15 protein-coding genes and 1 riboswitch are annotated in these 19364 nt (G+C 46.5%); of the genes, 5 read left to right on the top strand and 10 right to left on the bottom strand.

Annotated elements, in window-relative coordinates:
• Positions 1-628: 628 nt before the first annotated feature.
• Positions 629-3376 (top strand): chitobiase/beta-hexosaminidase C-terminal domain-containing protein, encoded by a 2748-nt coding sequence (locus P397_RS0103740; protein WP_028105680.1) that lies wholly within the window; start codon positions 629-631, stop codon positions 3374-3376.
• A gap of 25 nt (positions 3377-3401) precedes the next feature.
• On the opposite strand, the gene P397_RS0103745 is transcribed toward P397_RS0103740, so the two are convergent.
• Positions 3402-3758, bottom strand: coding sequence for a hypothetical protein (locus tag P397_RS0103745; RefSeq protein WP_028105681.1), 357 nt, complete (start codon positions 3756-3758; stop codon positions 3402-3404).
• A 358-nt stretch (positions 3759-4116) separates the two neighbouring features.
• On the opposite strand from P397_RS0103745, the gene P397_RS0103750 reads away from it, so the two are divergent.
• Entirely contained in the window at positions 4117-4995 is an 879-nt protein-coding gene (locus P397_RS0103750) for a CAP domain-containing protein (RefSeq protein ID WP_028105682.1), read from the top strand.
• 408 nt (positions 4996-5403) lie between these two features.
• Here the strand turns inward: P397_RS0103750 and P397_RS0103755 are convergent, their stop codons facing one another.
• From P397_RS0103755 to P397_RS0103790, 8 genes are all read right to left on the bottom strand, one after another.
• Positions 5404-6219 (bottom strand): MetQ/NlpA family ABC transporter substrate-binding protein, encoded by an 816-nt coding sequence (locus P397_RS0103755; protein WP_026832042.1) that lies wholly within the window; start codon positions 6217-6219, stop codon positions 5404-5406.
• Between the two features lie 35 nt (positions 6220-6254).
• Positions 6255-6920: a methionine ABC transporter permease gene (locus P397_RS0103760; RefSeq protein WP_028105683.1), complete on the bottom strand. Its 666-nt coding sequence runs from the start codon at positions 6918-6920 to the stop codon at positions 6255-6257.
• A complete protein-coding gene (locus P397_RS0103765; RefSeq protein ID WP_026832044.1) occupies positions 6910-7923 on the bottom strand; it encodes a methionine ABC transporter ATP-binding protein in 1014 nt (337 codons plus the stop codon). The genes P397_RS0103760 and P397_RS0103765 overlap by 11 nt, the downstream gene beginning before the upstream one ends.
• An 83-nt stretch (positions 7924-8006) precedes the next feature.
• Positions 8007-8110, bottom strand: a riboswitch (SAM riboswitch).
• Positions 8111-8172: 62 nt separating this feature from the next.
• A complete protein-coding gene (locus P397_RS0103770; protein ID WP_026832045.1) occupies positions 8173-9360 on the bottom strand; it encodes an aminotransferase class I/II-fold pyridoxal phosphate-dependent enzyme in 1188 nt (395 codons plus the stop codon).
• Between the two features lie 130 nt (positions 9361-9490).
• Positions 9491-10162 carry a beta-phosphoglucomutase gene (gene pgmB, locus P397_RS0103775; RefSeq protein ID WP_028105684.1) on the bottom strand — a complete coding sequence of 224 codons (672 nt, stop codon included), beginning with the start codon at positions 10160-10162 and terminating at the stop codon, positions 9491-9493.
• Positions 10163-10174: 12 nt separating this feature from the next.
• Positions 10175-10999 (bottom strand): carbohydrate ABC transporter permease, encoded by an 825-nt coding sequence (locus P397_RS0103780; RefSeq protein WP_028105685.1) that lies wholly within the window; start codon positions 10997-10999, stop codon positions 10175-10177.
• A gap of 12 nt (positions 11000-11011) precedes the next feature.
• Positions 11012-11860: a carbohydrate ABC transporter permease gene (locus P397_RS0103785; protein ID WP_235184020.1), complete on the bottom strand. Its 849-nt coding sequence runs from the start codon at positions 11858-11860 to the stop codon at positions 11012-11014.
• 188 nt (positions 11861-12048) lie between these two features.
• On the bottom strand, positions 12049-13335 hold the full coding sequence (locus P397_RS0103790) for an ABC transporter substrate-binding protein (protein WP_028105687.1): 1287 nt from the start codon (positions 13333-13335) through the stop codon (positions 12049-12051).
• 305 nt (positions 13336-13640) lie between these two features.
• Here P397_RS0103790 and P397_RS0103795 point away from each other — a divergent pair, with 305 nt between their 5' ends.
• On the top strand, positions 13641-14651 hold the full coding sequence (locus tag P397_RS0103795; protein ID WP_028105688.1) for a LacI family DNA-binding transcriptional regulator: 1011 nt from the start codon (positions 13641-13643) through the stop codon (positions 14649-14651).
• Positions 14652-14714: 63 nt separating this feature from the next.
• Here the strand turns inward: P397_RS0103795 and P397_RS0103800 are convergent, their stop codons facing one another.
• On the bottom strand, positions 14715-15461 hold the full coding sequence (locus tag P397_RS0103800; protein ID WP_028105689.1) for a DUF1189 family protein: 747 nt from the start codon (positions 15459-15461) through the stop codon (positions 14715-14717).
• 188 nt (positions 15462-15649) lie between these two features.
• Between P397_RS0103800 and P397_RS0103805 the strand changes: the two genes are divergently transcribed.
• Positions 15650-18010 (top strand): glycoside hydrolase family 65 protein, encoded by a 2361-nt coding sequence (locus tag P397_RS0103805; protein ID WP_174544505.1) that lies wholly within the window; start codon positions 15650-15652, stop codon positions 18008-18010.
• Positions 18007-19350 (top strand): glycoside hydrolase family 32 protein, encoded by a 1344-nt coding sequence (locus P397_RS17085; protein ID WP_035414047.1) that lies wholly within the window; start codon positions 18007-18009, stop codon positions 19348-19350. Before P397_RS0103805 ends, P397_RS17085 begins: the two co-directional genes overlap by 4 nt.
• Positions 19351-19364: the final 14 nt, after the last annotated feature.

A 19364-nucleotide genomic window follows, 5' to 3' on the forward strand; every position in this document is an offset into this window, starting at 1 on the left:
GACTTTATAAAATAAAATGTGTTATATTAAATTTTGTCATGAATCGGGGATGATCACTCATGTGAGAATCTTTCACTTAAATACACAATTTAATAATCAGGTCAGGATTTTTAGACCTTACTGACAAATGAGTCAGACATAAGTCATCGCTTTTATTTTGTCCTTCTTCTGTTCAACTAGAAGAAGTTGACCCAGCAAGATAAACCTTCCATTCGATACTTTTCAGCTCATTCCGAGCGAAATTCTAAAAATCCCAGTAAATACGCAACCCAACGCGTAACTTGATTCTTGCTAAAACGCTTGATTCAGCTGGCGCGGCCAAGGAGCCGTAACAACGAAAGAGAGGTAGGGCTTTCGTCGTTTCAGGTGTTTTGATCACCTGTATCCTCGATTCTCATGACACCTAAAAACAGACACGCTGAAAAGGCGTTTTTTTTATACCCTTTTTTAAGCAATTGTCTGTCTTTCGTGTTTTTTTGTAACATAAAGACGAATGATTAATTTTTGTAAGCGTTAACAATTAATTCTTTTACGAATATTAAGGTCTTTTTTTACACAAAATATACACTATCCGTAAATATATCTGATAATATGAAGAAGTGTCAGAAAATTCATAGGGGGTAACATCATGAAGAACGTCAGTACGTTTGGGAAGTGGGCATTGGTCGGCGCATTAACAGCAGGAATTCTTCCGCAAGCAGGCATTACGGTCGGGGCAGAAGGCGAAGGCGTCATCTTGTCTGAGTACATAGAAGGGTCAAGCAACAATAAAGCGATTGAGATTTATAATGGTTCGGGGCAAATCATTAATTTAGCCGATTATACACTTGTACAATATACGAACGGTGGACCTTCGGAAGCGAAAATCACATTGTCCGGTACGATTGAACCGGGAAAAACGTTTGTGATCGCCAATTCAAGCGCGAACGCAGACATCAAGGGAAAAGCGCAACAAACAACCGGTTCACTGAACTTCAACGGAAATGATCCCGTTGCCCTGAAAAAAGGGGATGAAGTCCTTGATATCATCGGACCCGTCGGATCGAGCACGGACTTTGCGAAAGATACGACACTTGTTCGCAAGACAAACGTCACAGCAGGATCAAAAACATATGAACCGTCGCAATGGACAAGTTTCCCGGTCGATACGTTGACGGACCTCGGCGCACATGCTGCTGAAGCGGGAGACATCTTGGTCGCACCAACAGCATCACCCGTCGGAGAAGTCGAACGCGGCGATCAAGTCACACTGACGGGCGAGGGAACGATTCACTTTACAGTCGACGGCTCGACACCGACAGCAGAAAGCCCTGTTTATTCTGGACCGATTACAATCAATGACGAAGTCACGATCCAAGCGGTTGTGGTTAAAGACGGTAAAACATCTGCCGTATCGACGTTCAAATATTACATCGCACCACCCATCACGAAAATCAGCAGTATTCAAGGGGTAGCCCACACGTCACCATACGCGGATCAACTCGTCCGGACGACCGGTGTCGTCACGTATATCGTTGATGCAAACAACTTCTACATGCAGGATCCGAACCCGGATAACAACAGCAAAACATCAGAAGGTGTGCTGGTATACGCTAAAAATCACGGTGCGGCGATTGGTCAGACCGTCGCAACGACGGGTTACGTCAAAGAATGGTTACTTGGCGGATACAGTGATAAGTTTGACACGGATCTTGCGGTCACGGAGATCAGTACAGTCAACCTCGTCAAAGGCGCATTGAACACAGGATTACCGGCAAGCATCGTCCTCGGAGAGAAGGGTGTCTTGATTCCGACACAAGTCGTCGACAACGATTCGTTTGCTGAATTTGATCCGGCGGAAGATGCCATCGATTTATACGAGAGTGTCGAAGGAATGCGTGTCGCGCTTCCGAACGCCATCGTCACGGGTCCACAGGCCAACCGGACGATTCCAGTGCGCACACAAACGGCAAACAAAGACTATACGAAACGCGGTACGCCAATCTTAACGGCAAATAACGTCAATCCGGAGCGTCTGTTCGTTGAGATGGGCAGCAGCTCGTACCGGGCGAAATCCGGCGACCGCTTTGACGGAACGATTGAAGGGGTCATGAGTTATAACTACTCGGCTTACAAAGTGCTTTCAAAAGCGGCTGACTTACCAACGTTGATCACAAGTGAAGTGGATCGTCAGCCGACGAACATCGAAACAGGAGATTCACGTTTGACAGTCGCCTCGTATAACGTTGAAAACTTTGCTTCAACGGCAGATGCCGGCAAGGTGGACCGTGTTTCCGAAGGGATCGCGACGTTCCTGAAAACACCGGATATCGTCGGTTTGACGGAAATGCAGGATAATGACGGTGCGACAGACAGCGGCACGGTGGATGCTTCGAAATCGTTTGAGACATTGATTGCCGCAATCGAAGCGAAGACAGGTGTCCGTTACGCGTATACCGATATCGCACCGGAAGATAAAAAAGACGGCGGGCAGCCGGGTGGAAACATTCGTGTCGGTTTCTTGTATAACCCAGCACGTGTTTCACTTGCGTCAGGTGAAAAAGGAACGGCAACGGAAGCAGTGGCTGTCGAGAATGGTAAATTGACGAACAACCCGGGACGGATTCAACCGACGGATCCAAACTTCGATAGTTCACGGAAACCACTCGTCGGAGAGTTTATCTTCAAAGGGGAATCGTATCACGTCATCGCCAACCACTTTAATTCAAAAGGCGGCGATGGAGCGGACTTTGGCAAAAACCAACCAGCCGTCCGTAAAAGTGAAGTCCAACGCCATGCCATCGCGACGATCGTACAAGATTTCGTCCGTGAGCTGGAAACAGAAGTCAAAGATGCGAACGTCGTGGTACTTGGTGACTTAAACGACTTCCAGTTCTCGAAAACGCTGGATATCTTAAAAGGGAAAAACCTTTGGAATACGGTGGATGATCTTCCGAAATCCGAACGGTATTCGTACATCTACAACGGAAACGCCCAAGTCCTTGACCACGTCTTGATTTCGAAAAACCTGAAGCCGTATACGTCGTCTGATATCGTCAACATCAACTCTGATTATATGGAGGCAGACGGCAGCGCCAGCGATCATGATCCGGCGATCATTTCGATTCAAGGAGCACAAAGCGCTTATCCGGTCAAAGGGAAAGCAGAAATCGGAAAATGGCGTGCTGTTCAAAAAGGAAAACACGTGACCATCGAACGGAAAATTGCAAATCGTTGGTTAAAAGTCAGTGAAACACACGGTCGCCAACACGGTGAGCTTTTGGAGCTTCGTGTGACGAAAGGCATTCCATATGTACTTGTCCAAACCAAAAAAGATGGTAAAACGTGGCTAGAGCTTTCGAAGCGCTATAAACTAGTCGAGTCGAACAAGTTTTAATCGTTGAACATACAAAAAAGCGGACTTAGTTGTCCGCTTTTTTGTATGTTCGGATAAATAGAGAGAGAAAAGAAAACAGACTGATGGAAAGAGTGAGCAGTAAAGCGAGGTGGAGCGGGATAGCGCGGAACATGTACATAAAGTGTATGATGATCAGCAGAAGGATAATGGAAAGACCGGGAATGAATTGTTTGCGTAATAAATGACCGACGCCGGGCACAAGCAATTCAAAACCAAACCGCTGACTGATATGGACTTCTTCATGGGCATTGGCAATACTGAACGAAACAGTCAGTAAGACTAAAATCATCCATCCGGAAAACAAATACTGCTGGATCGGCAAAAACGTAATCGATTCGTAAATAAAATAAAGTAGGATCATGGCATACTCCTTTGGAAGTAGATATTATATAAAATTTCCTTATTTTTTCCTTACGAATTCTAATGATAGCGAGGGTTTTCGGGAACGGCAACAACATTTAAAAGGAATGAAAATAAAAGAATGTTCACACATTTTAACAACAGGGAAAGAATAGTTTATTTTATGTATGATAATGGTGTGAGAATGTGATGAATAAAGACGTCAGACCTCTTTTGCACATAAAGTCTAAAATGTGTCAAAAGTGTGAAGAGACATACGGAATCGTGTGATTTCACTTGAAACGATAGCTTAGACTGTTCGAATGGACTGGTTTCTTTTAAAATTAGGGTAATGGAACAAATGAGGAGGCGAAAGACACATGAAAAAGTGGTTAGTGCTCGGAGTAGCAGCGGTCGCTTTCTTTAGTTACGAAAACACCCCCATGGAACAGGCGGAGGCGGACTACCCGAAAAGCGGGGGAACGCTGATTGATCGATATACGAGTGAATACCCGGGTTATGACTGGGAAGTCAGGCGAACAGCGTCTGAAGAGTTTGTCGCACTGACGAAAGACGGGAAAGATTACGGGAAGTACCGTTCGAAAAACGGTGTGACGACGCAAGGAGCCGTCCTGAACAAAGATACGGAAGCGACACTTGCGAAAAAAGGCTGGAAAGCCGTCAAGTCGTACCGGAAAGGGAATACAAATTATTTGTTGAACCTCGATCATGCTGCCGTCTATGAAAAAAAGGACCGGTATGTCACGTATTTCTTTGATCAACATGACGGCAATAAGGTCAAAGCAACACTTGCCATCCCGAAAGACGTGGAAGCGAAAAAAAGCGGCTTCTACGGAACGGCATCGAGTGCATTACGGACAACGGATGAGAAATTGATGTTGCGTCTGATGAACTGGGACCGGGCAGAGTACAAACGCGGAGCACTGACTCCGTACAATGCGCTGAAACCTGTCACACGGGCTCACAGTGAGAACATGGCGAAAAACAATTTCTTCTCCCATACCGATCCACAAGGACGCGATCCGTTTGATCGGATGAAAGAAAAAGGAATCCGTTTCTCGACAGCCGGAGAAAACCTATCGATGGGCTACCCGAACGTCTTTGCAGCACACTGGGGGTTGATGAACTCAAAAGGACACCGCGACAATATCATGAACAATGATTTCAAGCAGGCGGATGTCGGTGTGGCTTTCCGGGAAAACTCGCCGTACTTCACGATTAACTTCCGGACACCGTAAAGTAATATTTACAACTAAAGCGTACGTATCACCCCGATTTTGCGAAAGCAGGATTGGGGTTCTTTTGTGTGGATCAATCTGTAGATGAATGACGCGCCATCTGTATTTGAATCCTATCTTGAAAAATGAGAGGGGAATTTTGATTGACGAAGCCCCGTCTTCTCCACTCGCTTTTCTCGGGCGGAACGCAAGCTAGCTGTCATCTGTTTGATGACCGGGTCTCGCCTGTTCCTGACGGAAGCAGCGCTTCCTTTTCCCGTAGAAGTCGAGCGGAAGACGTGACTTCTAACGAGACATCATTCAATGGAAAACCCCTGAAACCGTTCCACATCCTTTTTGTAAGGGGAGGGAGCTGTTTCAGGGGTTTTATATCGTCTTTAGATGAATGAATCGGCAAAAGGAATTACGTCAGTTTGCCCACTCGGGTTTACTGAAGCCTTTAAAGGACTTTTCGATGACAGCGTTAAAGTCATCTGATTCGACGACAGCCGTTAAGTCTTTCGCGAGCTGTTTCTTTTCATCTGCTGTTTTGACAGCGACTAAGTTACGGTACTGCTCGTCCATTTTCTCGAGTGCCAACGCATCAAGTAAATCGAACTTCGCGGCAAGCGCAAAGTTTCCAGGGACGGCAGAAATATCAACGCTCTCGATGGCACGTGGCAACTGTGCTGCCTCCAGTGGTTTGATGACGAGTTTTTTTGGATTCTTAACAATGTCTTTTTCAGAAACCGTCAATGGATCAGCATCCGGCTTCAACTCAATCCAGCCTTGTTCAGCGAGTAGGTTCAACGCGCGGGCTTGGTTGGTCGGATCGTTTGGTGTTGCGACTTCCGCGCCTGTCTTGACGTCATCAAGCGACTTATAAGATTTACTATATAAGCCCATCGGTGCCGTCGGGACAGTGATCAGCCCTTTAAGATCGAGATTCTTTTCCTTCGCGAACGTCTTCAGATAGATCGAGTGTTGGAACAAGTTCGCGTCGATGTCGCCACTGCCGAGCGCGATGTTCGGCTGGATATAATCGCTGAATTCAACGATTTCGACTTTGTAGCCTTTCTTTTCAAGACCAGGCTGAATCGCTTCTTTGACCATGTCGCTGTAAGGACCGCTCGTCGCACCGATCTTAATCGACTTGGTTTCTTCTTTCGCACTGCTGTCGCCACAGCCGGCAAGAATCCCGGCTCCGAGTAATCCTGTTGCTAAAAAGGCGTATCGTTTTTTCATAGTCATTCTCTCCCTTAGTGGTCTCTATTTTGGATTTAACGTTTATCAGCACGACGGGCAAGTTGATTGCCGAGTCCTTGAATACTTTGGACGATGACGACGAGTACGATGATCGTCACGATCATGACGACGTTATCGTACCGGTAATAACCGAAGCGGATGGCGAGGTCACCGACACCACCGCCGCCGACGATGCCGGCCATGGCAGAAAAGCCGATCAGGCTGATCGTCGTTAACGTCACCGCTTGGATGATTCCGGGAAGGGCTTCCGGTAACAGGGCGCTGATGATGATACGAAATGGTGTGGCGCCGCACGCCTCAGCAGCTTCGATCAAGCCCGGTGGAATCTCACGGAGTGAGGTCTCGACGAGTCGGGCAAGGAACGGAATGGCGGCAACACTTAAGCTGACAGAAGCGGCCGTCGGACCAATCGTATTGTCGAGCAACAATTGTGTCAGTGGAATCAATGCGACAAGCAAGATGATGAAGGGTAACGAACGAACGATATTAACGAAAAAGTCCAAAATACTGCGAACGAAGACGTTTTGGAAAAACAATCCACGGTCGGTGATGAATAAAAGAATTCCCAGCGGAATCCCGACGACGAGGGCAAAACCAAGGGAAATCCCGACCATCAAGGCCGTTTCGCCTAAGGCTTTTGCCAACTCCGGTAACATCGTTTGAATCCGTTCAAGCCACATCCTGAATCACCTCAAGCGTATGGAGTTGCTCCTCAAGCCAAGTGAGGGCCCGGTTGACGTGAAGCGTTGGACCGGTCAGGCTGACAATCAACACTCCGAAGGCGACGTTTTGAATATAATCGACCTTGCCGTGCAGGATGCTGACCGAGATATCAAATTGTTTGATCGCTTCTGACAGCGTACTCTCACCGGTCTTTTCTCCCGTGAATTGGAGACGGATGATCTTCCCGGGTGTTGTTCGCAAAATCCGTTCCGGCAACTCGATTTGGAGTGCCGTATCGACGTAATGTTTTGTGACGTCATGGGTCGGTTGACTGAATATGTCGTAGGTGTTGGCGACTTCGACGACTTCACCGTGAGCCATGACGGCGACGCGGTGACAAATCTGTTTGACGACATCAATCTCGTGAGTGATCAGGATGATTGTCAGACCAAGCCGTTCATTCAAGTCCTTCAGCAATTCCAGGATTTGCAGGGTCGTGACCGGATCGAGCGCTGATGTTGCTTCGTCACATAACAGGACACTCGGATTATTCGCAAGGGCGCGGGCAATCCCGACCCGTTGTTTTTGTCCGCCGCTGAGTTGACTCGGGAAATTGGTCTCAAATCCTTCAAGTCCGACCAGGGCGACGAGTTCTTTGATCCGGCTTGGGAAATCACTGCGTTTGACGCCGGCTGCTTTTAAGGCGAACGCGATGTTGTCGGAAACATTCCGCGATTGAATCAATTGGAAATGTTGAAAGATCATTCCGATCTTCAGGCGCAACTCTCTTAGGCTGCCTTTGGATAAATCGGACAGTTTGATACCGGATACTTTGACCGTTCCTTGTGTCGGTGTTTCGAGTCCGTTGATCAAACGCAACAAGGTACTTTTTCCGGCGCCGGATTCACCGATGATGCCAAAAATTTCACCTTGCTGAATCGTTAAGTTGACGTCACGCAGGGCGAAAATCGGTGTCCGGTCACGTACGAACCGTTTGGTGATGCCTTTGAATTCAATCATCTGTTATTTCCTCCCTATACAAAAAAATCGCTTTTTTCCAGTTAAGAGCAACCAGAAAAAAGCGACGAAGTGTAAGATTTCGTAACTTATCTCTCAGAATGAAACATTCTGTAGGATGTGGCACCGTTCCTTAAAGGTGGTTGCCGGACGTCGTTGGGCCTATTCCCTCGGTCGCTCGCGATAAGTAGATATGCTGTTGGGATTTACTTTAACGGAAATCATTCCCATCTGTCAAACGTTTTTTCAGAATTATTCCGCAACGGCTTGCTGAAACAGATTGAGCTGCCCAATCCGTTCGGCGGCTTCGACCAATCGTTCGGCGTCGGCAATCAAGCTGATCCGGACGTAGCCTTCGCCATATTCACCGAAGAAATGTCCCGGTGTGACGGCGACATGCGCCTCGTCCAGCAAGTGGTCGGTAAAGCTTTGTGACGTAAAGCCGGACGGGACCGGCAACCAGACGAAGAACGAACCACCAGGGATCGGTCCGTCCCATCCGATGTCTTGTAATTTGCCGAACAAGGCATCGCGACGGGCTTCATACAGCGCACTCAGTTCACGGACACACGTCTGGTCGCTTGAGAGGGCGACGGTCGCTGCGTGCTGGATGGGTGTGAAGGCACTGACGTATAAGTGTTCCTGGTACGTTTCGATACTTGAGATGACGGATGGATTCCCGATTGCAAAGGCGATGCGGAAGCCGGACATGTTGAAGCGTTTGGATAACGAAAAGAGTTCGATTCCGACGTCTTTCGCCCCTTCGGTCTGGAGGAAACTTCGGGTCGGACCATCAAAACTGATACCGCCGTACGCCAAGTCATGGACGACGCAGATGTCGTTCGCGTCAGCGAAAGCGACCGTCTGTTCAAAGGCTTCCGCCGTCGCCGTCGCGCCGGTCGGATTGCTCGGGTAGTTGAGGAACAACATCCGGGCCCGTTCGACATCCGTCGTATCGAGTAACGTGTAGTCAGGTAAAAAAGCATTTTCCGCAAGGAGCGGTAACGTGATCGGGTAAGCACCTGCCAATGCCGCGCCGGACAGGTAGTCGGGGTAACCGGGATCAGGAACAATGACACCTTCACCCGGATTGACGATTGTTTGCGGCAAGGCGACGATACCGGCTTTACTGCCGAGCAAAATGGCGACCTCAGAAGCAGGATCAATCGTCACACCGAATTCGGACTGATAAAAATCGGCTACAGCCTGTTTGAGAAAATCATGTCCGCGAAACGGAGGATATTGGAGATTGGAGGCGTCATTGATTGCCTCTTTTAAGGCGTCCAAAATATGTACGGGCGTGGTTTGGTCCGGCGTTCCTTGACCAAGCGTGATGACATCGTGGCCGGCTGCTTTGACGGCACCAATCCGCTGAGCGAGTTCAGCAAAGACCGGAGCGGGCAGCCGATCAATCGCAATCGATGGGGCGAAATGTTTCATCTGTGTTCCTCCTTGTTAGGTATTGTCGTCAAGGATAGCGAATTTTCAGTCAAAAGAAAAGGGTTTTTTCAAAAAGAAAAACACAGGACTTTTAAAAGGGGGTGTTCCCTCAAAAGTCCTGCGGTGAAAATTATTTTGAGAATACTCCGGATAAGGTGGTGAGTGAAAGCTTCGATGTATCGGTCAGGACAAGATCCGCCGCGTTTAAAATGTCGGCGTCACCAATGGCGATTGCGCGCATTCCAGCGCTCTTGATAGCCTCAACACCAGCAGCCGCATCCTCAATTCCGACACAATCTGTTGGAGCGACACCGACAGCTGTTGCTGCCTTTAAAAATACTTCTGGATGAGGTTTGGACTTTTCGACTGTCGCTGCGTCGACGATATGATCGAAATAGTGATCGACCTCAAGTCGTTCGGAAACAAACTGTGCATTTTTAGAAGCAGACGCCATTGCGATTTTGATCTTGTTTTGACGCAAATCCTTGAGCAAATCGATGATTCCGGGAAGAACATCCTGTGGCGTTAAATGTTGAATGGACTCCACGTAATACCGGTTTTTCTTTTCAGCCAGAGCCGTTTTTTCGGTTTCAGAATACCGGTCATTTGCTTGGCCGAGTGAAAGAATGCGTTCAAGTGAGTCCATGCGGTTAACGCCTTTAAGTGTCTCGTTGAATTGACGATCGAACGGGATAGAGAGTTCCTGTCCGAGTTGTTGCCAAGCCAGAAAATGATGTTCGGCAGAGTCTGTGATGACGCCGTCTAAATCGAAGATGACCGCTTGTGGATAAGGTGTAGACATAAAAGCTCCTCCTTACTTATCTCCACCGATACGTAATCCTTGCATGAAATACCGGTTGAGTAAGATGTATAGAATGATGATTGGAATAATCGAGACGACGGACGCTGCCATGATGTAATTCCATTGGGTGGCGTTTTGACTTTGGAACGATTGAAGACCAAGCGTTAACGTATATTTTTCTGGTGACGTGATGTAAAGCAAGGGCTTCATGAATTCGTTCCAGAAACCAAGGAAAATGAAGATGGCCTGAGTGGCAACGGCCGGACGCGCCATCGGAAAGACGATTTTCCAAAACGTCTGGAAACGGTTTAATCCATCGACTTGAGCGGCTTCCTCGATTTCCTTCGGGAAGTTGATGAAAAATTGTCGCATCATGAAGATGTATGCGAAGTTGATGGCACCCGGCAAGATCAGGGCGGAATAAGAATCAAGTAACCCAAGTGATTTCATGATGAGGTAATTCGGAATCAACAGAATCTGTCCGGGAACCATCATGACGGCAAGAATGAGTAAAAACCAGTAATTTCGACCGGCGAAACGAAGGCGTGCCAGTGAGTAACCGGCCATTGTGTTAAAGATCACGTTCAAGATGGTCCCAGTCGTTGCGACGATGAACGTGTTCATGACCCATTTCGGAAAGAGTGGATCACGGGTAAAGATGTAAGCAAAATTATCGAGGGTCGGCTTTTCAGGAAGTAGATTCAATCCGCCGGATACGATTTCTGCATAAGGTTTAAACGCAGCAAGAACTGCCCATAAAAAGGGATACAGCGTCACGAGTCCGTAAAGGATGAGGACGCAATACAGTAAAACACGGGGCCATTTTTTCGGTTTCATATTCGGACCTCCTTAGTAATGAGACTCTTCTTTATTTAACCGTCGGGCAATCATCGAGACGGTGAAAATGACAATCGTCAACAAGATGGCAAGAGCTGATGCATATCCCATCGTTCCGAGCGTCTTGAACGCATATTGATAAATCAATAAGGAGAACGTCAGTGTCGCGTTATTCGGACCACCCGATCCGCCGGAGATGATATAGGCTTGGTCGAATAGTTGGAAACAGCCGATCAATCCCATTAAAATCACGTAGTTTGTAATCGGAGCAAGGTTGGGAACAGTGATTTTCGTCAGTTTTTGCCAAGCATTTGCTCCGTCCAAATCGGCTGCTTCGTACAGTGATTTCGGAATGTCTTGAAGCCCCGCTAAATAAATTGTCATGTAGTAGGGGACAGTTGCCCAAATGTTCATGACCATGATTGAGGCAAGGGCGAATTGTGTTTCATTCACGAAGTTAATCGGTTCCGGTAAGATACCAACTGAAACCAGTGCATTGTTGACAGGACCGTTTAAGCTGAACAGAAACATGAAGATCATCGTTAAAGCGGAGCTTGATGTCAATGTCGGTAAAAAGTAAATGGTTCTAAAAGTATTTTGAAAACGAATACCTGAATTGAGAACCGCCGCCATAATCAGAGCGATGATGGTTTGGATCGGAACGACGAAGGCGACGTATCGAACCGTATTTTTGAGCGCAATCCAAACGCGTTCATCCTGCAAGGCGTTCGAATAATTCGTTAGACCGGTGAACTCAAAACTGACACCGCCAAATAGATTAACCCGTGTAAAGGAAAGGAATAAGGAATAGCCGATCGGAATCAATGTAAAGACCAGCATAATCAAAATCGTCGGCAACATGAACGTATACCCCTGTAAACTTTCGCCCTTACGTGCCCGTTCTTTTTTGGGTTTCGGAGGGCGACCGGTTGGGACAACGGGTTGCTGATTAGAATGAGGAACACTTGTCATGGAAAAGCTCCTTTCAAGTTGAGAAATAAGAAGAAAACGCCCAACCTCCGAATTGGTCAGGTGAGCGTTCTCGTGGATCACTTATTCAACTGTGTTTTGATATCTTTATTGGCAGTCTTTTCGGCTTTTTTCATCGCCTCTTCTAACGATACTTCGCCTTTTAAAGCGGCAGGGAACTGGTTGTTATATTCCCGGGCAATGATGGAAAGTGTGTCGCCTTTTTGCCAAGGTGTCGCATATGCTCCAGCTTTAACGAACGGAGCTTTGATTGGATCCTCTTCAAGTTTCATCTCGCTTGCGACAGATTGAAGGGATGGCAATGTTCCGGCACCGTCCGCCCAAATTTTCATTCCTTCTTTTCCGGCGGCGTACTTAATGAATTCCCACGATGCCGCTTTGAATTTTGTTTGAGCATTCATCGAATAACTGACCGTAAACATCATCGAACCATTTTTATCATTGATGGTTGGTGTTTCTTTCGTACCGAATTTCACGTCTTTGAAGTTTTGTTTTAAATGAGCAACCGCCCAGTTTCCTTCGATCATCAACGCTGCTTTTTGTGCGCCGAATGAGTCGCCTGCCCATCCTTGACCTAAATCTGCCGGACGGCGAATCAGTCCTTCTTTATACGCGTCAACGATTGGTTGCAGTTGCTCGATTTGAGCCGGGTTACTTAAGACGGCATACCCTTTATCGTCCGTAATAGCTGTTCCGCTTGCTTCCATCACGAAGAGATGGCGTGCCAATTCCGAAGTCGTAATGGCTGGTGATACTCCTTTTGGAAGTTTGTCTTTTAACTCAGAAAGAAAGGCCGGCCAATCTTCTGATTTTGTCGGAATGTCGTCTGGTGAAACACCAGCATCTTGAAGTAATGCTTCGTTGTAGTACACACCAAGTGTTGAGTAGTCTTTCGGCAATCCGTACTGCTTTCCATCTTCCGCTGTGAAGGCTTTATAGGCAGGAGCGTAGTAGTCTTCTTTTTTAAAATCTTTTGTCTGCTTCATATAGTCATCGAGTGGTGCGAGGACGCCTTGCTTAGACAGTTCAGGAGAAAGGAAGGCATCTACGTAAAATACGTCAGGTGCTGTTCCGCCGACTAAATCGGTTTGAAGTTGTGTCTGGTAATCGTTATAGATTTTTTTCTTTACTTTAATCCCGGTTTGTTTGGTGAAGTCCTTCAGCATCTTATCCCAGGTCGTAACCTCTGCTTCCGTTCCTTTCCAAGAGCCGACGGTAATCGTTTGTCCTTTTAGCTCGCTTGGATCAGATGATACTTCAGCTTTGTCGTCCTCATTCGACGAACAGGCTGCCAATAACACAGAAGTCGTTGCCAGTAATGCCAATGCGGGTTTCCAAGTTTTCATAAGAAATTCCTCCTCGTTCCGAAACGTTTTGTAAAAACCGATATTTCTAAGGGGTATGAGAATCCGTGCTTTCCATGCAAAATAAACGTAAGACTCAAACCTGTACAGAAAACGCTTTCATCTCTCGGGAGTATCATACTACTTAAACGTTTCGGATAGCAAGTGTTTTTAGTTTTTTTACAGTGTGGTATATATATTCGTTGATATTGCGCTCTTTAAACGTAATAAAGTAATATGAATATAAACGATGTAAATCGACGGACGGTCGATTTGCCAAAACGTTTTGAGTAGGAAGGGTGAAAGAGTTGGCCACATTAAAAGATATTGCCCGCGAAACGGGTTTTTCTGTTACGACGGTATCCCGTGCGTTAAACGGTTATTTTGACGTAAGTGAAGGAACGCGAACAAAGATTGAACAGACCGCCAAGAGACTTGGATACAGTCCGAACATCATTGCGCGTAGTCTTGTGACAAAACAATCGAAGACGATCGGATTCATCGTGACGGATTTGAAACGTGAGAGCATCAAAGATAACTTCATGTATGAGACGTTATGTGGGGTGTCGGACACGTTAGCTTCGACGACCTACGAGTTCGTTGTTTTGAGCACTTCGACGGCGAAACAAAAAAACAAAACCTATCGTCAAATTTGTGCCGAGCGTCAATTAGATGGTGTCGTCATTCAAGGATTGAAAATCGAAGATCCTTATTTGATCGAAGCGATGGACAGTGATACACCCTGTGTCTTAATTGATATTCCAATCGAGGGGGAAAAAGCAGCTTATGTCACTTCCAACCAATTTGAGAGTGCAAAGCAAGCGGTTAAGTATCTAAGACGGATGGGACATGAAAAAATTGCGTATATGAATGGTTCTGAGCATGCCCATGTCAGTCAGATTCGAAAAAAAGCATACGAAGAGGCCCTGCGCGAAACAGGAGTTGAACTTGATCCGGCTTTGGTTGTCAACGGGGATTTTGAAGAGGAAATGGCAAGGCGAGCTGCTTTGCATTTACTGTTGAATCGGTCGGACGTCTCGGCATTTTTTTGCGCGAGTGATGTAATGGCGCTTGGTGTCATGCAGGCAGCTAAAGAGTTGGGGATTCAGATTCCGAAGGATTTATCTGTGATTGGTTTTGATAATATCTTGCTCTCACGTTATATCACCCCTAAGTTGACGACGATTTCTCAACAACCGTATGAAATGGGAAGTGCGGCGGCTGAGATGTTAATTCAATTGATTGAAGGTCATGACGGAGAACGGCAGATTGAACTGAAAAATGAATTGATTTTACGCGAATCAACTAGCAATCGATGAGTGAACTAGATACCAGATATAAATAAGGGATGTTCCTGTTGAGGAGCATCCCTTTATTTATATTCATGTCTCGTTATCAATTGAACGGATGGCGAGTAAAGCGAAAGTGGCGATGCTTGCCCAGTAAAGAAGCGACATGAATCCGATTTGGAAACCGAAAAGATCAAGTAATGTCTTGATGAGAATGGGCAGTGTGACACCGTAAGCTGTTAGCGTCCAAGCTTGACGGTAAGTGATGTCGTGCATCCGTTTGAAGCTGCGGCCCGCCAGTGCAAGCAGGCTGATGAGAACGATGTGAACGAACAATTGCAACATAAAAGCGACATACAGATAGATGGGGGCGAACCATTTTAATTGCCGGTCGAGAACGGCTGCTCTTTTAAGCGCTTGATCATACGTGAACTCGCCGTTTTTAACGAACGGAGCCTCGGAATAGCGGTTAGATTGGAGCGGATAACCTTTTCGTCCGTAAGACCAGGTGTCCTCTTCAAGAAGCAGGATGTTCTCATAACGAAGGTTTTCGAAGGATTGATCAGAACCGATGACGATCAAAGAATTGATCTGACTTAACAAAATAACATCCGATTTTGCTGTCACTAATTTTCCGTTTGCCACATGCAACTGTGTCTCTTTTATCGTCGGAGAGATTGGTTCGGATTGACGTGTTGAAAAAAAGATAGTCAGTGCAAAACACAAGACCAAAAGGCTGAACAGGTAAAAAATCGTTTTCCAGATCGATTGATTCCGCCAAATCGTAGCTTTTTTTGCCTGAAAAGTTACGGAAATCAACCACTGATCAAGAAGATTCATAAATTCACATCCTTTTTCTGAAACGTTTAAGTATCTATTCGGATTATACATGGTTAGACCCTCGAAATGTCAATGTCAAAAAGAATGATTGCTTTACCGAAACGTTTCGGATAGAATGAACTCGACTTATAAAGTAAGCGCTTTACTATTTTCGAATTGAAAGGATGATCTGAGTGACGACTGAAATCATGAACTATTCGACCGGACAAGCAGAATATAAAAATTGGTGTGTGGCAGAAGAGCGGTTTGACTCACAGTTTTTAGGAAAAGCGGAAGCGATTTTTTCATTAGGGAACGGGTACATGGGAGCACGTTCGACCACGGAGGAGAGATATGTCGGAGAAGTCCGGAATACATTCGTTGCGGGAACGTTTAATCGGTTTGCAGAAAATGAAGTGACCGAGTTACCGAATGTTGCGGATGTAATCGCGATGGAATTTTTCTTCAACGGTACACGATTTGATTTAACGCTTGGAAAAATTCATCACTATAAACGTCAGTTGGATTTAAAGCGTGCCGAGTTAGTGCGGGAAGTTGACTGGGAAGCGCCGACCGGTGAGCGATACGTATTGGAATTCAGACGATTCGTTTCGTTGGCTGATCGTCATTTGGTTGGACAACGTATTACGATTACGCCTTTACAAGAGACGACCTTAAGAGTGATTTCCGGTATCAACGGACAAGTCACGAACAGCGGAGTCCAGCATTTTATCGAAGGTGAAAAACGTTTGTATGAAGAGGTGTATCTTCAACAAGTCCAAAAGACAACCGAATCAAAAATTGACTTTGTATTGAATACGACACATCGCTTTATGAAGCAAGATACACCGGTCCAGGTGAAAGGATTAATCCAAATGGACCGCAGGAAAATTGTTTACGATTTTAAACAAATTGCTTTGCAGGCAAACGAGCCGTTTGTCATTGAAAAGCTTTCAACGATTCATACGAGCCGTGATAATGATCAACGGCAAGCCGACTACACGCTGGAGTCGTTGCGCGAGGAGAGTCTGACCGAATTAAAAGAAGCAGCAGCAGCAGGATATGAAGCTAAATTCCATCAGCATAGCGCGGAGTGGGATCAACGTATTTGGTCCGCACTGGATATTGAAATCGAGGGAGACGACGGTTTTGATCAGTTGGCCATTCGTTTTGCGCAATACCACATGACGGTGATGACACCTGCTCACGACCACCGGATGAACATCGGTGCAAAAGGTTTGTCGGGCGAAGGATATAAAGGGCATACGTTTTGGGATACGGAAATCTTCCTGTTGCCGTACTTCATTTACACCCAACCAAAAGTGGCGAAGAGTCTGCTGGAATACCGTTATCAAACATTACCGGGGGCACATCGGAAAGCGCTTGAGAACGGGTATGAAGGAGCGATGTTCCCTTGGGAATCTGCCTGGCTTGAGGATGGAGAAGTCACGCCCGTTTATGGAGCGGCGGACATCGTAACGGGAACGGCGACCAAGATTTGGTCAGGATTCATCGAGCAACACATCACCTCGGATGTTGCTTTCGCGACTTGGCAATATTATCAAATCACGGGTGATGAAACGTTCATGGAAGAATCCGGATATGAACTCATTCTCGACACCGCGAAATTCTGGTCTTCGCGTCTGGAGTGGAATGATGCAGCGAAACAGTATCATATTAATCAAGTCATCGGACCGGATGAGTACAAGGAACACGTAAATAACAATGCATTTACGAACTATACAGCTCATTGGAACATTCAAAAAGCGATGGAGTACAAAACGGTACTCGAACAGACGAAACCGGCCCTTTATGAACGTCTGGATGAAAAAATGAATTTAGCGAAAGCTTTTGCGAAATGGGAAGAGTGTTTACCGCTTCTTTATTTACCGGCAATTCGAGAAGACGGGGTGTTACCACAAGACGATACCTATCTCTCCAAAGAAATCATTGATTTGACGAAATATAAACAGCAAACACATGTCGGTTCGCTGTTCGAAGATTACAATCTGGAACAGGTGAATGAGATTCAAGTTTCGAAGCAAGCGGATGTCATGATCTTATTTTACCTGCTTGAAGATTTGTTTGATCAAAAAACCAAGCAGGCGAACTGGTCTTACTACGAACCGAAGACACTCCATGACTCATCACTCAGTCTTTCGACACATTGTGTGTTAGCGAGCGACATGGGGGAAACAGACCTCGCATATGACCTGTTTAGTCGCGCAGCCCGAATCGACCTTGGTCCGAACATGAAAACAAGCGACCATGGCATTCATGCCGCCTCACTGGGTGGCATTTGGCAAAGTGTCGTCAACGGATTTGGTGGTGTCCGGATGTTAAACGGTCAACTTCGGATCAATCCGAGATTACCGAAGGCGTGGGACCGTCTTGCTTTTCCGATTCATTGGCAGGGAGAGCGGCTCGAATGCACGGTGACACGAGATACGCTCGACATCAAGCAAGTGACGGGAGGACAGCCGGTCTCCTTTACGCATGACGGAAACCTTTATACGATTGAGCGGGAGATTCAACTGACGTTACAACCACAGGTCAGTGAAACACGATGACGTATCGACCAATCTACCATTTCACTGCACCGAGTGGCTGGATCAATGATCCGAACGGACTCAGCCAATGGAACGGCGTTTATCATTTGTTTTATCAATTTCATCCCCATTCTACTTTTTGGGATGACATGCATTGGGGTCACGCGATATCGCGTGATCTTTTGCACTGGGAGCATAAGCCGATTGCGTTGTTTCCAGATCAATCGTATGACCGAGGTGGTGTTTTCTCAGGAAGTGCAGTCGTTGTCGAGGATGAACTCTGGTTATACTACACAGGAAACCAATGGATCGATCAAGAACAGGATCAACTGATTCAAGTGCAGTGCCTCGCTCGTACAAAGGATGGCGAACGATTTGAGAAAGCAACAGTGAATCCCGTTTTAGCGTCGCCGCCTGAAAATATGAGTCCTCACTGGCGTGACCCGAAAGTTTGGTTTCAGGAAGATTATTTTTGGATGGTGCTCGGAAGTAAAGATGAATCCGGCGGACAAGTGCTGCTGTACCGATCAATGAACGGGAAAGAGTGGCAATATCGCGGTATTTTGGCGAGAGATCCCCGTCTCGGTTACATGTGGGAATGTCCGGATCTGTTTTCTTGTAACGGCGTGGACGTCTTGTTGTTTTCGCCGCAAGGCATCGAAGCGAAACAAGAGCGGTATCAAAATCTGCATCAATGTGGTTATGTCACCGGTCAACTCGATCTCGAACAGACCAGTTTTTCGCATGGTACGTTCCGGGAATTGGATCTGGGACATGATTTTTATGCGGCGCAGACCTTTCAAGATGAAAACGGCAGACGGATTTTGATCGGCTGGCTCTCGATGTGGGAGGCGGAGTTCAAGGAGCGAGTGGAGGGTTTTGCGGGAATGATGACTTTGCCGCGTGAGCTCACGGTTGAAGAAGGGCAACTGTATATGAGACCGGTTCAAGAATGTGAAACACTACGGTCCAAAACAGTGCTGGACGAAATTTTTTCGGGGAATTCGCGGCTGGTTACGCCGATCGGATTTGAACTTTGCATTACAGGCAATCGACTGCCCGGTACATCGCTTAGCCTATTCCTGAGTTCTTCTTTTGAAATCAGATGGGATGATGAAGGAATAAGTATGAAGCGAATAGGGGAAACAGGTGAAGAAGAGCGAATAAGTAAACGAGTGGTGACATCGATGGACGAAAGACTATTTGTTGATGCCTCCTCGGTGGAATTATTTTCTGAGTATGGACGCACCGTGTTCAGCAGCCGTTTTTATCCAACTGAAGAACGTGTTCTTCAAGTAGAGTCTACCGATCAAGTAGCTGACATCAGAATGTGCATGTATGAATTAAAGCAAACCATGTAAACATAGAGGAGGAA

This window comes from Exiguobacterium undae DSM 14481, from assembly GCF_000620805.1.
Lineage (GTDB): Bacteria > Bacillota > Bacilli > Exiguobacteriales > Exiguobacteriaceae > Exiguobacterium_A > Exiguobacterium_A undae.

Excerpts from the sequence above, each read along its gene's own strand:
- P397_RS0103740 (WP_028105680.1), top strand. The coding sequence starts at position 629 with ATGAAGAACGTCAGTACGTTTGGGAAGTGGGCATTGGTCGGCGCATTA.
- P397_RS0103745 (WP_028105681.1), bottom strand. The coding sequence starts at position 3,758 with ATGATCCTACTTTATTTTATTTACGAATCGATTACGTTTTTGCCGATC.
- P397_RS0103750 (WP_028105682.1), top strand. The coding sequence starts at position 4,117 with ATGAAAAAGTGGTTAGTGCTCGGAGTAGCAGCGGTCGCTTTCTTTAGT.
- P397_RS0103755 (WP_026832042.1), bottom strand. The coding sequence starts at position 6,219 with ATGAAAAAACGATACGCCTTTTTAGCAACAGGATTACTCGGAGCCGGG.
- P397_RS0103760 (WP_028105683.1), bottom strand. The coding sequence starts at position 6,920 with ATGTGGCTTGAACGGATTCAAACGATGTTACCGGAGTTGGCAAAAGCC.
- P397_RS0103765 (WP_026832044.1), bottom strand. The coding sequence starts at position 7,923 with ATGATTGAATTCAAAGGCATCACCAAACGGTTCGTACGTGACCGGACA.
- P397_RS0103770 (WP_026832045.1), bottom strand. The coding sequence starts at position 9,360 with ATGAAACATTTCGCCCCATCGATTGCGATTGATCGGCTGCCCGCTCCG.
- pgmB (WP_028105684.1), bottom strand. The coding sequence starts at position 10,162 with ATGTCTACACCTTATCCACAAGCGGTCATCTTCGATTTAGACGGCGTC.
- P397_RS0103780 (WP_028105685.1), bottom strand. The coding sequence starts at position 10,999 with ATGAAACCGAAAAAATGGCCCCGTGTTTTACTGTATTGCGTCCTCATC.
- P397_RS0103785 (WP_235184020.1), bottom strand. The coding sequence starts at position 11,860 with ATGTTGCCGACGATTTTGATTATGCTGGTCTTTACATTGATTCCGATC.
- P397_RS0103790 (WP_028105687.1), bottom strand. The coding sequence starts at position 13,335 with ATGAAAACTTGGAAACCCGCATTGGCATTACTGGCAACGACTTCTGTG.
- P397_RS0103800 (WP_028105689.1), bottom strand. The coding sequence starts at position 15,461 with ATGAATCTTCTTGATCAGTGGTTGATTTCCGTAACTTTTCAGGCAAAA.
- P397_RS0103805 (WP_174544505.1), top strand. The coding sequence starts at position 15,650 with ATGAACTATTCGACCGGACAAGCAGAATATAAAAATTGGTGTGTGGCA.
- P397_RS17085 (WP_035414047.1), top strand. The coding sequence starts at position 18,007 with ATGACGTATCGACCAATCTACCATTTCACTGCACCGAGTGGCTGGATC.